We start from the raw sequence: 16,078 nt of genomic DNA, 5'->3' as shown, positions 1-16,078 counted from the left end.
CTCCTTGATCGATTGCGGTGATGCCGTGGCCCAGTCTAGGTGGGTCAGACCCCCTTGCTGACCGAGCTCATGTTGAAGTCGGGCACCCGCAGGGCGGGCATCGCGGCCCGGGTGAACCAGTCGCTCCACTCGCGCGGCAGCGTCTTCTCCGTCCGTCCCACCTCCGAGGCCCGCGACAGCAGGTCCACCGGCGACTCGTTGAACCGGAAGTTGTTCACCTCGCCGACCACCTCGCCGTTCTCCACGAGGTAGACGCCGTCCCGGGTCAGTCCGGTGAGCAGCAGCGTCGCCGGGTCGACCTCGCGGATGTACCAGAGGCAGGTCAGCAGCAGGCCTCGCTGCGTCGAGGCGACCATCTCCTCCAGGGAGCGCTCGCCGCCGCCGTCCAGGATCAGGTTCCCCGCTCCGGGTGCCACGGGCAAGCGAGTAAGTTCCGCCGTGTGCCGGGTGGTGATCAGGCGCTCCAGCTTCCCGTCCCGCATCCAGTCCGTCGGCGCGATCGGCAGACCGTTGTCGAAGACCGAGGAGTCGTCGCCCGAGGAGTGCGCGATCACGAACGGCGCGGACTCCAGACCCGGCTCGTTCGGGTCGCTGCGCAGGGTCAGCGGCAGCGGGGACAGGGTCTCGCCGAGCCGGGTGCCGCCGCCGGGCTTGGAGAAGACCGTACGGCCCTCCACCGCGTCCCGGGCCGTCGAGGACCACAGCTGGTAGATCAGCAGGTCGGCCACGGCGGTCGGCGGCAGCAGCGTCTCGTACCGCCCCGCGGGAAGCTCGATCCGCCGCTCCGCCCAGCCGAGGCGGGTCGCCAGCTCGGCGTCCAGCGCGGCCGGGTCGACGTCCTTGAAGTCCCGGGTCGAGCGGCCGGCCCAGGCGGAGCGCGAGCGGTCGGGGGACTTGGCGTTCAGCTCCAGGGTCCCGTTGGGCTGGTCGTGGCGCAGCCGCAGACCCGTGGACGTCCCCACGTAGCTGGAGGTCAGCTCGTGGTTCGCGAAGCCGTACAGCTCACGGCCGCCGGCCCGGGCGCGGGCGAAGGCCTCGCCGAGCGCCGGGGCGAAGTCGGTGAAGACGGCGGAGGAGGTCTCGGCCGGCGCGTCCGTGAAGTCGGGGGAGGAGGGCACACCCTCGACCAGCGGCTGGGCGTCCTCCGCCGGTCCGGCGGCACGCGCGGCGGCCTCGGCGGCCCGGACCAGGGGCTCCAGGTCGTCCGCGGTCACGGCGGACCGGGACACGACACCGGAGGCCGTGCCCTGTCCGCCGTCGACGGTCGCGATGACGGTGAGGGTCCGGCCCCGGGTGACACCGTTCGTCGTGAGCGCGTTGCCCGCCCAGCGCAGATTGGCCGAGGACTCCTCGTCGGCGATGACGACACACCCGTCGGCGCGGGACAGTTCGAGGGCCCGCTCGACGATCTCGTACGGCTTGCTGACGCGGCTCATCGTCCGGCCTCCTGCGTCGTGTTCAGAATGTTGACGCCCCGGAAGAGGGCGGACGGGCAGCCGTGGGAGACCGCGGCGACCTGGCCCGGCTGGGCCTTGCCGCAGTTGAACGCGCCGCCGAGGACATACGTCTGCGGGCCGCCGACCTGCTCCATCGAGCCCCAGAACTCCGTGGTCGTCGCCTGGTACGCGACGTCCCTCAGCTGCCCGGCGAGCCGCCCGTTCTCGATGCGGAAGAACCGCTGACCGGTGAACTGGAAGTTGTAGCGCTGCATGTCGATCGACCAGGACCGGTCACCGACCACGTAGATGCCCCGCTCCACGCCCCCGATCAGGTCCTCGGTCGACAGGCCGCCCGGGTCCGGCTGGAGGGAGACGTTCGCCATCCGCTGCACCGGCACGTGCGCGGGGGAGTCGGCGAAGGCGCAGCCGTTCGACCGGCCGAGGCCCGTGAGCTTCGCGATCCGCCGGTCCAGCTGGTAGCCGACGAGCGTGCCGTCCTTCACCAGGTCCCAGCTCTGCGCCTCGACGCCCTCGTCGTCGAACCCGACCGTCGCGAGCCCGTGCTCGGCGGTCCTGTCACCCGTCACGTTCATGATCGAGGAGCCGTACGCCAGCTTGCCCAGCTGGTCGAAGGTCGCGAAGGAGGTGCCCGCGTACGCCGCCTCGTAGCCCAGCGCCCGGTCCAGCTCGGTGGCGTGCCCGATCGACTCGTGGATCGTCAGCCAGAGGTTCGACGGGTCCACGACCAGGTCGTACCGCCCCGCCTCCACGCTCGGCGCCCGCATCTTCTCGGCGAGCAGCCCCGGGATCTCGTCCAGCTCCTTGTCCCAGTCCCAGCCGGTACCCGTCAGGTACTCCCAGCCCCGTCCGACCGGCGGCGCGATCGTCCGCATCGAGTCGAACTCACCGGTCGTCTCGTCGACGGCGACCGCCGTGAGCTGCGGGTGCAGCCGGACCCGCTGCTGCGTGGTGACGGTGCCCGCCGTGTCCGCGTAGAACTTGTTCTCGTGGACGGTGAGCAGCGAGGCGTCCACGTGCGCCACGCCGTCCGCCCGCAGCAGCCGCGCGCTCCAGTCGGCGAGCAGCGCGCTCTTCTCCTCGCCGGGGATGGAGAAGGGGTCGATCTCGTACGAGGAGACCCAGGTGCGCTCCTCGTGCACCGGCTCCTCGGCCAGCTCGACCCTCTCGTCGGACCCCGCCGCCGCGATGACCTTCGCCGACAGCTTGGCCATGGCCACCGCCTGCGAGGCGACCCGCGCGGCCCCGTCCATGGTCAGGTCGACGCCCGACGCGAACCCCCAGGCCCCGCCGTGCACCACCCGCACCGCGTAGCCGAGGTCCGTGGTGTCCGAGGAACCGGACGGTTTGGCGTCACGCAGCCGCCAGGAGGCGCTGCGCACCCGCTCCAGACGGAAGTCGGCGTGCTCGGCGCCGAGCGCGCGCGCTCGGGCGAGCGCCGCGTCGGCGAGCGCCCGTAGGGGCAGCGCGACGAACGTAGGGTCGATCTGATGGACCACGAGCGGCCTCGCTCTCGGCGATCGGAAGACGGGGGTCGGAAAGTGGGGTCCTACTGTCCCGGAAGTCAATCACGGGACGGGCCGGGGAGTCGGCGCATTGAGGTGCGCCCGCGGCGTGACCCGCGCCAACCCGCCTTCCGTGGGGGCCCGTTGAGGGGCCGGAATAGAGCACGGGCATAGCACCCGCGTCGATGGGATGAGATGATCGACGTCATGCACGGGTGGGTGAACGGAGTCAGGTCCTGGCTGTCGTCGCTGGACGAGGACGCACTCAGATCCCTGCTGACCTGGCATCACTGCTTACGGGGCGACAAGCACGCCCATGCGTCGGACCGGCCGCCGTCCCCACCCTCCCGGCGGGAACTGCACGCGGCCCGGGTCCGGCTCGCCAAGGCGCAGCAGGGGCAGTTGACGAGCATCGCCGCCTGCGGGCTCGTCTGGGCGGTGAAGGCGCTCCACGCGGAGTACGGGTTCTCGCACCGCGCCCTGACGGACCCCACCTTCGACGAACTCCACGCCATGCTCAGCGTGCTCGACCCGCCGCTCGCCCGGTGCGCCCTCTACGGGATGCTCCTGCCGGGGACGAGCCGGCTCCCGGTGGGGCCGCTGGCGACGCGGCACGAGGCCGCGTTACAGACGGCCGCGGACAGCAGCCCGCCGCCGGACGCACACGAGATAGGCCCGCGTCTGGAGGCCGCGTCGGACGACGACGGCTCGTGCGAGGCCGAGGCTGGTGCCGGAGCCGGTTCTGAGGCCGGTGCCGGTGCCGAGGGAGGTTCCGGTCCGTCGCCCGGTTCCGTCACTGGCCCTCCGACGACGAACCCCGAGTGTGAGGATGCCGCTCCCGTGTCCGGACCCCCGCCCCTGGCCGACCTCCCCGCGTCGCTCGACCTCCTGAAGCGGTCCGGCGCACGGCTGGCCGTCGTCCTGCGCGGTGCGGCGGACGCCGTCGAAGCGGGGCTCTTCCCCGAGGACGCCCCCGGCGACGGGCTCGCCCACTGGACGCGGGAGCGCGAGCGTCTCGCCGCCGCGCTCGCCTCCGAAGGGGTCACCTGGGGGCCGGGCCTCGGATACGCCGAGGCGGGCGCCGAGCTGACCCGGCTGCGGGAGGCGCGGGCGGAGCAGGCCGACGCCCTGCGCCGCAAGGCGGGCCGGTACGCCGAACTCCTGGAGTGGGCCGACGACGAGGAGGAGGCGGCCGACCTCCGCCGTCACCTCGAACGGACCGAGGCGCAACTGCGCGAACTGGGCGTTCCTGTACGGGAGGAGGCCGCCGCGCCGGCGCCGGAGCCCGGGTCCGTCAGCCCGGCGGAGCCGGTGAGCCACGACCAGGGCCTGCCCCTGCCCCCGACCCCGGCCCCGGACCTCGTGCAGGAACTCCCGTCGGGGCGGACCGAGCACGGCACCGGAGACGCCACGGCGATGACGGGCCGGGTCCGGGTGGGCGCCTCCGCCATCGAGGCCGTCCGCCGCGCGGTGGAACCGCCGCCCCCGGCCCTCCTGCCCGCCCCGACGACGGCGCCCACCACGGCCCCGGCCCCCGGCCCGGCACCCGACCCCGACCCGGCCCCCGCGCCCGCCGCCGGACAGGCCCCGCCTCCGGTACCGGCCCCGGCCCCCGCGCCCGACCACGCCCCGGCCCCGGCCCCGGCCCCCGCGCCCGACCACGCCTCGACCCTCGTACCGGCCCCCGCGCCCGCCGCCGGACAGGCCCCGCCTCCGGTACCGGCCCCGGCCCCCGCGCCCGACCACGCCCCGGCCCCGGCCCCGGCCCCCGCGCCCGAACTCGCGCAGGCCCCGCCCCCCGCCCCCGTACCGCCTCAGGTCCCGGCCCCCGCCCCCGTACCCGCGCAAGCCCCCGCCCCCGTGCCCCGCCCCGTCGAGGACGAGCCCTGGCCGGCCGGGCTCGACGCGCCCGACTGGGACCCGTACGCGCCCTGGGAGACCGGCTGCGAGCCGCCCGTCGGCACCCTGCTGCGGGACGGCCGGATCGCCGAGGCGTACTGGATGACCGTGGCCTCCCGCGAGGGCGACGTCCGGGCACGGACCCTCGCCTTCGCCGCCGCCGCGTTCAGCTGTGTCTCGGACAGCGAGGCCACCCCCGTCCAGATGGCGCACGAGCTCGACCCCGCGCTCGCCGCGCAGGACCGCGAGGCCCATCTCGTGGCCCTCGCGGCCGCCCTCCGCACCGGACTCACCGCACGGTGGCCGCACGGCCTGGTCAGCGGCTTCGTCATGCCGTCCGGACTCACCGCGCCCTGGCAGCAACTGCTCACCCTGCTCGTCGCCGCCGTCAGGGACGGGCGCGCGTTCGAGCCCGGCATGCTCCAGGGCAGCGCCGAGGGCCAGGAGGCCGCCACCCGCGAGGAGATCGGGCTCACCGCCCGGCAGCTGCTCGACGACCTGCCGCGCCGCAAGATGAAGTACCAGCGGGCGTCCCAGGTGCTCCAGTACCTCGTCGGCCCGTCGGGCCCGGTGCGGCACGCGCTGAACGAGGTCATCGAGTGGTCCGGCCAGAGCCCCGCGCAGTACACCGGCACGCCCGGCTTCCGCGCCCTGGGGGAGGAGCTGTGGCGGGCGGAGGACATCGACCGGCTCATCGAGGACACCGACGCCCTGTTCCGTACGTCCAAGCAGGCCAAGGAGCCGATCACCGCCGGCGCCCTCCGGCAGCTGCACACCGCCTGCCGCTCCGTCGGCGAGCTCCTCATGCGCGCCGAGGCCGCCCACGCCGCCGCCCGGCCGCACCAGGGCGTGAGCGACCGCGGCATCCCCGAACTGGCCTCCGTCCTCCGGGACGTCGCCGACGAGCCCGCCCCGGCCGGCACCGGAGGCGCGGCGCTGGCGCTGCTGCGCGCCTGGCTCACCGGCGAGCACGTACGGTCCGAGGACGCGGTGGCCGACCAGCTCCGTGAGAACGGCGGCCCCGTCCCGCCCGCCGACTCCCTCCTCCGGCTGCCCGACCTGCCCCGGGACGCCCTCGGCGACGCCGACCTGACCGACCCCAGGGCGGCCCGCCGGATCGCCGCCCTGCTGACGCCCCCCGACGCCGAGTACGCCCTCGTGCGCTACCTCGGCGACGGCGACCTGCACCTCGCGAGGGCGCTGATAGCCGCCGTCGAGAGCGAGCCCGAGAAGTACGGCTGCACCGACCCCGAGTGGACGGAGTCGGCGGCCCGGCGGCTCGCCCAGAGCCAGGAGGACTGGCGGCGCGAGGTCGCCGAACGCCACCGCGCGGCGGCCGGGCTGCTCGCCCAGATGCGGACGCTCAACCAGCTGGCCGAGAACGAGGAACGGGAGTTCGTGGGCCGCCTCCAGGAGTTCGTCGACGGCGAGGACTCGGGCCGCTACCGGTTCGCCGTGGACTCGCTGCGCACCCTTGAGGCGGAGCTCGTCACCCTCGTCGAGGACTACACCCGGCAGCTCCGCGAGAACCTCGCCCTGCTGCGCTCCCGCCCGGACCGGCCGCTGTCCGCCGAGGACCACGACCGGATCGCCCGCCTCATCGACGAGGGGGACACGGTCACGGCACAGGAGTTCCTCGCCCTGGCGACGAGCCACAAGCCGCTGCCGGCGCGGCCCGCCGACGACGGCTCCGAACTGGCCGCGTTCCTCGGCGGCGTCACCGCGCCCGACGCGCCGAAGGCCGGCGGCGAGGGCGTCGACGCCGACTGGTGGGCGAACCACTACAGCGACCCGGACGCCTCCCTCACCCCCGCGGCGGGCAACGGCCTGGAGTCCTGGGCGGCCCTCTGCAGCCCGCAGGGCCGGCGCGGCGAACTCCCGCAGCACCTCTCCCAGCTGCTGCGGGTCCTCGGCCTCGACGTCTCCCCGGGCCAGGTGTCCGCCGAGCGGGCCGCCCTCGGCCAGGGCATGCGCCGCTTCAAGGTGCGCGCCCGGGTCGCCGAACGCGCCGGGTACGTCGCCGCGCTCGGCTCCCGGGCCTCCTCGTACACCGTCCTGCTCATCTGGGAGGAGCAGCCCGCCGACGGACCGCTCGCCCACCTGGAGGACGCCGACGTCGGTGCCAACATCGTGCTCTACCTCCACCCGCTCGGCCTGGAGGGGCGGCGCGGCCTCGCCGAGTCCGCCCGCTCCTTCGCCCAGCAGGCGCTGGTGGTCGACTCCGCGGTGATGGGCTGGATGGCCGCCCGCGCCCCCGGCTCCTTCCGCTCGCTCCAGCGCGTGACCCTGCCCTGGGCCGCATACAACCCCTACACCCCGTTCGTCGCCGGCCTCGTCCCGCCCGAGGTGTTCTACGGCCGCGACGAGGAGATGCGGGAGGTCATGGGCCGCGAGGGCGGCATGTTCCTCTACGGGGGCCGCCAGCTCGGCAAGTCCGCGCTGCTGCGCCGGGTCGCGGAGATCTTCCCCAGCCGGGCCGACGCCCACGTCGCCGTCTACCTCGACCTGCTGAAGGCGGAGATCGGTCACGCGGAGGCGCCCGACCGGATCTGGAGCCGACTGGTCGAGGACCTCAAACGCAAGGGCGTCTTCAACAACAAGATGTCGGAACAGGCCAACCCCGATGTCGTCGTCCGCAACATCCAGGCATGGCTCGACGAGGACGACACGCGGCGGATCCTGGTCCTCGCGGACGAGGCGGACGCCTTCCTCAACACCGACTCGCGGCGCGCCTACCGCGTCGGCAGCGAGTCGACGTTCCCCAACGTCATGCACTTCCAGCGCCTGATGGAGCAGACCGAACGACGCTTCAAGATCGTCTTCGCGGGTCTCCACCAGGTCCAGCGCTTCGGCCACCTCTCCAACGTCTCCACCGTGCACGGCGGCCCCGACGTCCTCGTCGGCCCGCTCGGCACCCAGGCCGCCGTCCGGCTCGTCACCGAGCCGATGGCCGCTCTCGGCTACTTCTTCGAACGGCCCGAGCTGGTCTGGCGGATCCTCGCCATCACCAACTACCAGGCCAACCTGGTGCAGATCTTCTGCCGCGAACTCGTCCGGGTGCTCCACGACCGCCCGTACACCTGGTCCGGGAGCCCGGTCCGGATCACCGAGGACGACGTCCAGAAGGTCGCCGCGTCGGAGACCGTACGCCGCCAGATCGCCGAGCGGCTCCGCTTCACCATCAACCTGGAGGACCGCTACCGGGTCCTCGCCCTCGTCATCGCCCTGCGCAGCCTCAAGGACAGCTACCGCGGCGACTACTCCGCGAGCGAACTGCTCCAGGAGGCCCGGGAGGCGTGGCCGGAGGGCTTCGAGATGCTCAGCGCCAAGCAGGCGCAGATCTTCCTCACCGAGATGGTCGGCCTCGGCCTCCTCATCCAGCTCGGCGACCGTTCCCGCTTCGCCGTCCGCAGCCCCAACGTCGTCAACATGCTCGGCACCCGTGAGGAACTCGAACTCGAACTCCGCGAGACCGAGTTCGGCCTGCCCTACGACTACAACCCGCACGCCGCCCGGCGCATCCTCGGCCGCGACGCCCGGCACGTGCAGACCTACAGCCCGCTCACCGAGGAACAACTCCACGAGACCGCGCAGTCCGGCGTCAGCCTCATCGGCACCACCGCGCTGCACCGGCCCGAGCTCGTCCGTCAGGCGGTCACCGCCTTCGCCGTGAACCGGGGCGTCGACGTCGTCCCGTACACCCACGGGGAGGACCTCGCCGCCCTCCTCAAGAGCCGCCGCCGCAAGGCCCATGTGATCGTCGCGGACCTGCGCGGCGCCGCCACCGCCGAGCTGCGCGAGACGGTCCGCTCCCTCCTCGTCCACGCCGGTCCCGCCGCCGACCGCCTCGTCCGGCAGACCGAGCGGCGCAGCGGCGGCAACGAGAACCGGTCCGTCGTGGTCCTCGCCGACGCGGCCGGCCTCGCCGAACTCGCCGCCGACGACGGGCACGAGGAGCTGGCCGTGCGGTGGCTCCGCCCCGAGCGGTGGACGGCCGACGCCCTGCGCGCCTGGTCGGAATGCCCCTTCGTCTCCCGCGAGGACCGGGACCGGCTCGTCGCCGCGACCGGTGGCTGGCCCCGCTGGATGGAGGCCGCCGTGACGGACGTGTCCGTGCACGGGGCGACCCTCGACAACGCCGTCGAGCGGATACGCGCCCTCATCGCCGGCCCCCGCAACATCGAGGAGCATCTGCGCCTGTCCGGGCTCGACGCACGGGACCTGGACCTCCTGACGGCCTGGACGGGCTATGTGGAGGAGGGCCAGGGAGTGCCGCGCGACGACGTGGCGGCTGCGGTCGAGCTCTCCGACGCCGACACCGACGCCTGGCTGCAGCACCTGGGCCAGTTCGGCGTCCTCGACGAGACGCCCGAGGGCTTCGCGGTGGAACCGGTGACGTACCGAGCGGTGCGGTCCCGGGCGGCCGCCGGGGAGAAGTGAGGTGACGGAGGCGGAGGCCCGTACGGCCGGGCGCGCCGTGAACCCCGGCGACCTGCCCGGCGTGCGGGCGCAGTTGCGCGGGGTCGCCGCCGACCTCGCGGCCGGGCTCAACTGCCTCTGGCTGGTCACCGACGCCATGGTGGAGTCGGGGCTCGCGGACGAGCTGTACCGCGGGGCGCTGTTCGGCAGTCCGGTCCGCGTCGACGTGCCGGCCCCGGCGTCCGCACGCGCGCGCGAGGCGGAGCCCGAGCCGGAGCCCGGGTGGGGCCCCGCCCCGGTCGCGGAGGAGACGGCGGCGGAGGGGGAGTGGTGGGCGGACCCGGACGAACTGCCCTATCTCGACCTGCCCGACGACGGCTTCGATCTCGACCTCGGCTGGTCCCTGGAGGCCCGCCCGCCCCGCGTACCGGCACCCCGGAAGGAGCAGGCCGGCCCCCGGCACGACCCGCACGGACTCCTCGCCCGCCTCGGCAAGGAGCTCTCGGTCGGCGCGGACGAGGCCGTCGCCGCCCTGGTCGCACCCGGCCGTGACCGCCGCCCGGTCGTCGGCATCCGCGCGTGGGCGGAGAACGACGGCGGTACGGGGACGGGTACGGGCGCGGGGACGGGTGCCGGTACGAGCACGGGTGCCGGTACGAGCACGAGCACGGGCGCGGGGACGGGCGCGCGTGCGGGAGGCGGCACCGACTCGGGCACGCCAGGAGGTCCGCGCGGTGCCGGCGTCGAGCGTCTTTTCCGCCTCCTCGCCGCCGCCGTCCGGGCGGCCGGCCTCCCGCCGGGCGAACGCCCCCGCCTCCTGGTCGTCGCCCGCCTCCGCGACCTGCCGGACTCGCTCCCCGACGAACTCAGGAAGGGCGTCGGCGACACGGCCGTGCACTGGTGGTGGGGCGCCCTCGGCCGGCTCGACACGGCCACCGCGATCGCGCCGATCCTCGACCACGGGCCCGACACCTCCGGGCGCGACCGCGACCCGCTGCGGGAGCGGATCCACCGCGCGCTGCGGACCGAGACCGTGGTCGAGATCTGCGGCCCCGACCTGGAGCTCGCCCGGTCGCTCGCCCTGGAATGGGACGGCTCGCAGCACGCCCTCGGCGCCGCACTCGGGCGCTGCCTCGCCCGGACGCCCGTCCCCGCCCCGGCCGACTGCCCGCCGCTGCGGAGGATCGGAGCCCTGCTGCGACCGGGCGCGGAACTGCGCCAGGCGTGGGCCGCGGGCGCCGTCGTCTCCTGGGAGGGCCGGCTCCGCGCCCATGTGGCCGTCTGGCACCCGGCGGCGCCGACGGCCGGACCGGGCGACGCCGACGCTCGGGCCCGGCTCACCGCCCTGGTCTCGCAGGCGCAGCAGCGGGTCCTGGCGCCCTGGATCGAGGAGGCCCGGCAGCGTCTCGCCGCACGGGCGCTCGGCCACCTCAACCGGCCGGTCGCCGCCCTCGTCGCCGACCACGCCGACCGGCCCCCCGCCCACCTGGGCGCCACCCCGGAGCGGGCCTTCCTGGAACTGCAGGTGGGCGAACTGCTCCGGGCCCACGTCGGCGGAGCGCTCGCGCTGCCCCCGGACGACGCGCGGCTGCTGCGGCTCCTCGTCACCGCGAGGAACGTGCTCGCGCACCGGTCCGTGCTGTACGACCGGACACTCGACGAGCTGTGCGCCGAACTCTCCCGGGCGGACCTCCGGGCCCCGTAGGGACACGGAGGCCCACGTCAGGGGCGGCGTACGGCTCCGTCGGGGGCGGCGGGCGGCCGCCTCGTACCGCCTCCGAGCTGTAGAGACCCGACAGTGACGCCCCGACGCCACTGTCGGAGGTCGATTCCTCATGTCGGGGGCGATACCGATAGGTTTTCGGCTACCAGACCGCTATCGAAAGGGTGATCCGTTGAGCCGCTCGGTTCTCGTCACCGGAGGAAACCGGGGCATCGGCCTCGCCATCGCCCGCGCGTTCGCCGAGGCCGGCGACAAGGTCGCGATCACGTACCGCTCCGGCGAGCCGCCCGAGGGCTTCCTGGCCGTCAGGTGCGACATCACCGACGGCGAGCAGGTCGAGCAGGCGTACAAGGAGATCGAGGAGAAGAACGGTCCGGTGGAGGTCCTCGTGGCCAACGCCGGCGTGACGAAGGACCAGCTTCTCCTGCGCATGTCCGAGGACGACTTCACGTCCGTCGTCGACACCAACCTCACCGGCACCTTCCGGGTCGTCAAGCGTGCCAACCGGGCGATGCTGCGGGCCAAGAAGGGCCGTGTCGTCCTGATCTCCTCGGTCGTCGGTCTGCTGGGCTCCGCGGGTCAGGCCAACTACGCCGCCTCCAAGGCCGGCCTCGTCGGCTTCGCCCGTTCTCTCGCGCGTGAGCTGGGCTCCCGCAACATCACCTTCAACGTCGTCGCCCCCGGCTTCGTCGACACCGACATGACCGCGGTGCTCACCGACGAGCAGCGCGCGGGCATCGTGTCCCAGGTGCCGCTGGGCCGCTACGCGCAGCCCGAGGAGATCGCCGCCACGGTGAAGTTCCTCGCCTCGGACGACGCCTCGTACATCACTGGAGCCGTCATCCCGGTTGACGGCGGATTGGGCATGGGTCACTGATCACCATGAGCGGAATTCTCGAGGGCAAGCGCATCCTCATCACGGGTGTGCTGATGGAGTCCTCCATCGCCTTCCACGCCGCGAAGCTGGCCCAGGAGCAGGGTGCGGAGATCATCCTCACCGCCTGGCCGCGGCCCACGCTGACCGAGCGCATCGCCAGGAAGCTCCCCCGGCCCGAGGACGTCAAGGTCCTCGAACTGGACGTCTCCAACGACGAGCACCTGGCGCGTCTCGAGGGCCAGGTCCGCGAGCACCTCGGTGACCGTCTCGACGGCGTCGTGCACTCGATCGGCTTCGCCCCGCAGGACGCGCTCGGCGGCAACTTCCTCAACACGCCGTTCGAGTCCGTGGCCACCGCCATGCACGTCTCCGCCTTCTCCCTGAAGTCGCTGACCATGGCGGTGCTGCCGCTGATGACCGAGGGCGGCTCCGTCGTCGGCCTCACCTTCGACGCGCAGTACGCCTGGCCGCAGTACGACTGGATGGGCCCGACCAAGGCCGCCCTGGAGGCCACCAGCCGCTACATGGCGCGTGACCTGGGCAAGCAGAACATCCGCTGCAACCTGATCTCGGCCGGGCCGCTCGGCTCGATGGCCGCCAAGTCCATCCCGGGCTTCAGCGAGCTGGCCTCGGTCTGGGACAGCCGCTCCCCGCTGGAGTGGACCCTCTCCGACCCCGAGCCGGCGGGCCGCGGCATCGTCGCGCTGCTCTCCGACTGGTTCCCGAAGACCACGGGCGAGATCATCCACGTCGACGGCGGTCTGCACGCGATCGGCGCCTGACGACACCGCGCAGCCGAAGAGGGCCGTGGGCCCGCCCCCCCCGGGGGCGGCCCACGGCCCTCGCGTTTCCGCAACTGCTGCCCGACTCGAAAAGTAGCGCGAATCACCCCAGACTGGGGCAGAGCGTGAAGTTCCTGCTACTGCGGTTCCTTTGACGGACGGGGAGGAGGTACGGGTATGCACGCCATACGCAACGGGCTCGGAGCCTTCGCCTCCGTCGCCGTCCTGCTGACCGGGATAGCCGTGGCCGCCGAGGTACGGGCCGCCCCCGCCCCGGTCGACGAGCCTCCCGTCACCGCCCCCGCGGCCGAGGAGCCGGAGAACTTCGGCGCCTCCTGCCACACCGTCGTCCAGGGCTCCCACGTCACGGCCCACTGCCGCAACCCGTACCCGGAGACCGACCGGGTCCGCCTCCACGTCGAGTGCGAGCGCTGGTGGGACGTCGACAGCGACAGCGCCCCCGTGGACGTCGGCCCGGCCGCCCACGCCCAGGTCACCGGCCGCTGCTGGAAAGAGGTCCGCTCCGCCTGGGTCACGCACCAGCCGGCGGACCGGCCGGCGGACCAGGCTCTGCGACCGGCCCCGTGACCGGCTCGGCGACGGGCTCCGCGGCCGGCTCCGGCCCCGGGCTCCGCAGGCACATGAAGGGATAGCCGGCCGCCTCGGTACCGGCCCGCTCCGCGTCGCCGTCCCGGATCGCCTCCACCAGGCGCGCGTGGTCCATGTGGTTCTCGGGCCGCAGCACCTGCCCCACGTCGTCGCGCAGCCACTCCCGCAGCACGTCGCCCAGGTCCGCGTAGAGCTCCGTGAGCACCTCGTTGCCCGAGGCGGCGACGACCGCGTGGTGGAAGGCCGCGTCGACGGTCACGAACCGCTCCGCGTCGCCGGACTCCCACGCCTCCTCCCGCCGTACGAGCAGGGCGTCGAGCTGCTTCAGATCCCGCTCGGTGCGCCGCTCCGCCGCGAGCCGCGCCGCCGACGACTCCAGGGTCGAGCGCAGTTCGGCGACGTGCCGGGGGTCGGAGCCGGCGAAGCGCCGGTGCATGACGCCGGCCAGTTCACTGGTGGCGATGACGTACGTGCCGGAGCCCTGGCGGATGTCGAGCAGCCCGTTGTGGGCGAGCGCCCGCACCGCCTCGCGCACGGTGTTGCGGGCCACGCCCAGCTGCTCGACCAGCTCGGGTTCCGTCGGGATGCGGGACCCGACCGGCCACTCGCCCGAGGTGATCTGGTTCCGCAGCTCGGCGATCACCTGATCGGAGAGGCCTGCGCGCCGCGGATGACCGAGGGCCATGGAACACCTTCCATTCGTTCGAGATTGGACAACCAATCATCCCATGATTCTATGATGGCCCCATGCCTGACGAGTCCAAGACCCTCGACCCCGCCGTACGACCGGCCGCGGCCACCGCGACACCTTCCGGAACGACCGCCACCGCGACGCCTTCCGGAGCCACCGCCACAGCCGGCGATTCTCCCGTACCGGCGCGGGCACACCGCTGGACCCTCGGCCTCGTCACCGTCGGACTCGTCCTCGCCGCGCTGAACCTGCGCCCCGCCATCACCAGCCTCGGCGCCCTCCTCGAAGAGGTCAGCGAGGGCCTCCACATGAGCGGCAGCGTCGCCGGCGTCCTCACCTCGGTGCCCCCGCTCTGCTTCGCGGTCTTCGGCATCACGGCCCCGCGCCTCGCCCGCCGCTTTGGCCCCGTCGCCGTCGTCTGCGCCGGCATGGCCGCGATCTTCTCTGGCCTCCTCCTCCGGCCCTTCGCGAGCGGCACCGCGGGCTTCCTCGCCGCCAGCGCCCTCGCCCTCATGGGCATCGCCGTCAGCAACGTCCTGATGCCCGTCATCGTCAAGCGGTACTTCCCCGACCGCGTCGGCAGCATGACCGGCCTCTACTCCATGGCGCTCGCCCTCGGCACCTCCGTGGCCGCCGCCGCGACCGTGCCGATGACCGAGGCCCTCGGCGGGGACTGGCGCATCGGACTCGGCGTCTGGGCGGCCGTCGCCGCCCTCGCCGTCCTGCCCTGGATCCCCCTCCTGCGCGACCGCTCCGACGCGGGTCGCCCGGGGGAGCGCGCGGCCACGAACCCGAGCGCGCCCGGCACGAGCGCGCCTGCCACCGCGCCGAGCGCCGCCACGCGTGCGCCCGCCACGGGCACCGGCTCCGCGGCCCCGGGCGCCGCCACGCGTGCGCCCGCCACGGGCACCGGCTCCGCGGCCCCGGCCGAGGCCGCCGCCCCGCCGCGCGTCACCCGGAGCCGTACCGCCTGGGCCCTCGGCTGCTTCTTCGGACTCCAGGCCACCGGCGCCTACATCACCATGGGCTGGATGCCGCAGATCTTCCGCGACGCGGGCGTCCCCGCCTCCACCGCGGGCGTGCTCCTCGCCGTCACCATGGTCATGGGCGTCCCCCTCGCCTTCGTCATCCCCCGGCTCGCCACCCGGATGAGGAACCAGGGCCCGATCGTCGTCGCCCTCGGTCTCTGCGGCCTCGGCGGGTACACCGGCCTCTTCCTCGCCCCGGCCGCCGGAGCATGGGCCTGGGCGCTGCTCCTCGGCGTCTCCAACTGCGCCTTCCCGCTCGCCCTCACCATGATCGGCATGCGTTCGCGCACCGGCGCGGGAGTCGTGCGGCTCTCCGCCTTCGCGCAGAGCGTCGGCTACCTCATCTCCATCCCCGGGCCGCTCCTCGTCGGTGTGCTCTACCAGCACAGCGGCGGCTGGGGGCTGCCGATCGCGCTCATGGGCGGGCTCATGGTGCCGCAGATGATCGTCGGAACCCTGGCGGGCAGGGACCGGACGGTCGAGGACGAATGCTGAGATGCGAGACTGTCGCCATGCCAGTCCTCGAACCCAATCCCCCCAACGGCCAGAAGAAGCTGCTCCTCGTGCTCGGCGCGATGCTCGGCATCTCGGTGGTCATCGCCGTCATCGCCACGTTCGCCTCCCCGTGAGCCCCAGGAACCTGGTGAGCCCGTGAGCCCGTCGGCCCCGTGGGCCCCGTGGGCCCCAGGAGCCCGGTGAGTCCCGTGGGCGCCGGGGGTGGGGACAACCCCCGCATCCCCTAGGGGGTGAGTGTCAGGGTGAACTGGGTGGATCACCTGATGGGCCGGAGGCGACCCGCTCCGTAGGTTGGAGACCACGCGGAAAACGGTTCCCCATCCCTCGGAGGCGGCCATGTCGGCCCGATCGCACACCAGCACCCGGCCCCTGCCGACCGGCGTCGCCGACACCCGCCTGCCCTGGTGGGCGCTCGTCCTCCCCGTGGCCGCCTTCACCGCTCTGCTGCTCCTGATGGCCGGTCCCGGCGGGGCTCACGCCACCGCGGGTGACCCGGGGGTCGGCCGGGTCCTGGAGCAGATCCAGCAAACGCTCTCACCCTGAGTCGACGCGAGCCGTTTCATGCGAAGCTG

General features: G+C 73.8%; 11 protein-coding genes. 8 read left to right on the top strand and 3 right to left on the bottom strand.

The window, feature by feature from the left end:
* Positions 1–44 precede the first annotated feature (44 nt).
* Positions 45–1,436, bottom strand: a complete 1,392-nt coding sequence (locus AMK29_RS00135) for a metallopeptidase TldD-related protein (RefSeq protein ID WP_073806532.1) — start codon at positions 1,434–1,436, stop codon at positions 45–47.
* Positions 1,433–2,956: a TldD/PmbA family protein gene (locus AMK29_RS00130; RefSeq protein ID WP_073806531.1), complete on the bottom strand. Its 1,524-nt coding sequence runs from the start codon at positions 2,954–2,956 to the stop codon at positions 1,433–1,435. The genes AMK29_RS00135 and AMK29_RS00130 overlap by 4 nt, the downstream gene beginning before the upstream one ends.
* Positions 2,957–3,169: 213 nt before the next feature.
* Here AMK29_RS00130 and AMK29_RS00125 point away from each other — a divergent pair, with 213 nt between their 5' ends.
* The 5 genes from AMK29_RS00125 to AMK29_RS00105 all read left to right on the top strand — a co-directional run bounded on the left by AMK29_RS00125 (position 3,170) and on the right by AMK29_RS00105 (position 13,250).
* A complete protein-coding gene (locus AMK29_RS00125) occupies positions 3,170–9,301 on the top strand; it encodes a hypothetical protein (RefSeq protein WP_143202876.1) in 6,132 nt (2,043 codons plus the stop codon).
* A gap of 1 nt (position 9,302) precedes the next feature.
* Positions 9,303–10,985, top strand: coding sequence for a hypothetical protein (locus AMK29_RS00120; RefSeq protein WP_073806529.1), 1,683 nt, complete (start codon positions 9,303–9,305; stop codon positions 10,983–10,985).
* Between the two features lie 190 nt (positions 10,986–11,175).
* On the top strand, positions 11,176–11,880 hold the full coding sequence (gene fabG / locus AMK29_RS00115) for a 3-oxoacyl-[acyl-carrier-protein] reductase (RefSeq protein ID WP_073806528.1): 705 nt from the start codon (positions 11,176–11,178) through the stop codon (positions 11,878–11,880).
* Positions 11,881–11,885: 5 nt separating this feature from the next.
* The gene (fabI, locus tag AMK29_RS00110) at positions 11,886–12,662 is read left to right on the top strand and encodes an enoyl-ACP reductase FabI (RefSeq protein WP_073806527.1); all 777 of its coding nucleotides are present in this window, start codon (positions 11,886–11,888) and stop codon (positions 12,660–12,662) included.
* 177 nt (positions 12,663–12,839) lie between these two features.
* Positions 12,840–13,250: a hypothetical protein gene (locus AMK29_RS00105; protein ID WP_073806526.1), complete on the top strand. Its 411-nt coding sequence runs from the start codon at positions 12,840–12,842 to the stop codon at positions 13,248–13,250.
* Here the strand turns inward: AMK29_RS00105 and AMK29_RS00100 are convergent.
* Complete coding sequence (locus AMK29_RS00100) at positions 13,195–13,956, bottom strand: FadR/GntR family transcriptional regulator (protein ID WP_241845041.1); 762 nt, start codon at positions 13,954–13,956, stop codon at positions 13,195–13,197. The two genes, AMK29_RS00105 and AMK29_RS00100, sit on opposite strands and share 56 nt — an antisense overlap.
* Before the next feature lie 62 nt (positions 13,957–14,018).
* Here AMK29_RS00100 and AMK29_RS00095 point away from each other — a divergent pair, with 62 nt between their 5' ends.
* The 3 genes from AMK29_RS00095 (at position 14,019) to AMK29_RS00085 (ending at position 16,049) form a co-directional block, all read left to right on the top strand.
* Positions 14,019–15,485 (top strand): CynX/NimT family MFS transporter, encoded by a 1,467-nt coding sequence (locus tag AMK29_RS00095; RefSeq protein ID WP_073806525.1) that lies wholly within the window; start codon positions 14,019–14,021, stop codon positions 15,483–15,485.
* A 17-nt stretch (positions 15,486–15,502) separates the two neighbouring features.
* Positions 15,503–15,619: an SGM_5486 family transporter-associated protein gene (locus AMK29_RS37565; protein WP_260461994.1), complete on the top strand. Its 117-nt coding sequence runs from the start codon at positions 15,503–15,505 to the stop codon at positions 15,617–15,619.
* A gap of 223 nt (positions 15,620–15,842) precedes the next feature.
* The gene (locus AMK29_RS00085; RefSeq protein ID WP_073806523.1) at positions 15,843–16,049 is read left to right on the top strand and encodes a hypothetical protein; all 207 of its coding nucleotides are present in this window, start codon (positions 15,843–15,845) and stop codon (positions 16,047–16,049) included.
* Positions 16,050–16,078: the final 29 nt, after the last annotated feature.

The sequence above is a fragment of the Streptomyces sp. CB02261 genome (assembly GCF_001905665.1).
Lineage (GTDB): Bacteria > Actinomycetota > Actinomycetes > Streptomycetales > Streptomycetaceae > Streptomyces.
The sequence above is the reverse complement of the archived record's forward strand: the minus strand, read 5'-3'. Positions and strand labels throughout refer to the sequence as shown.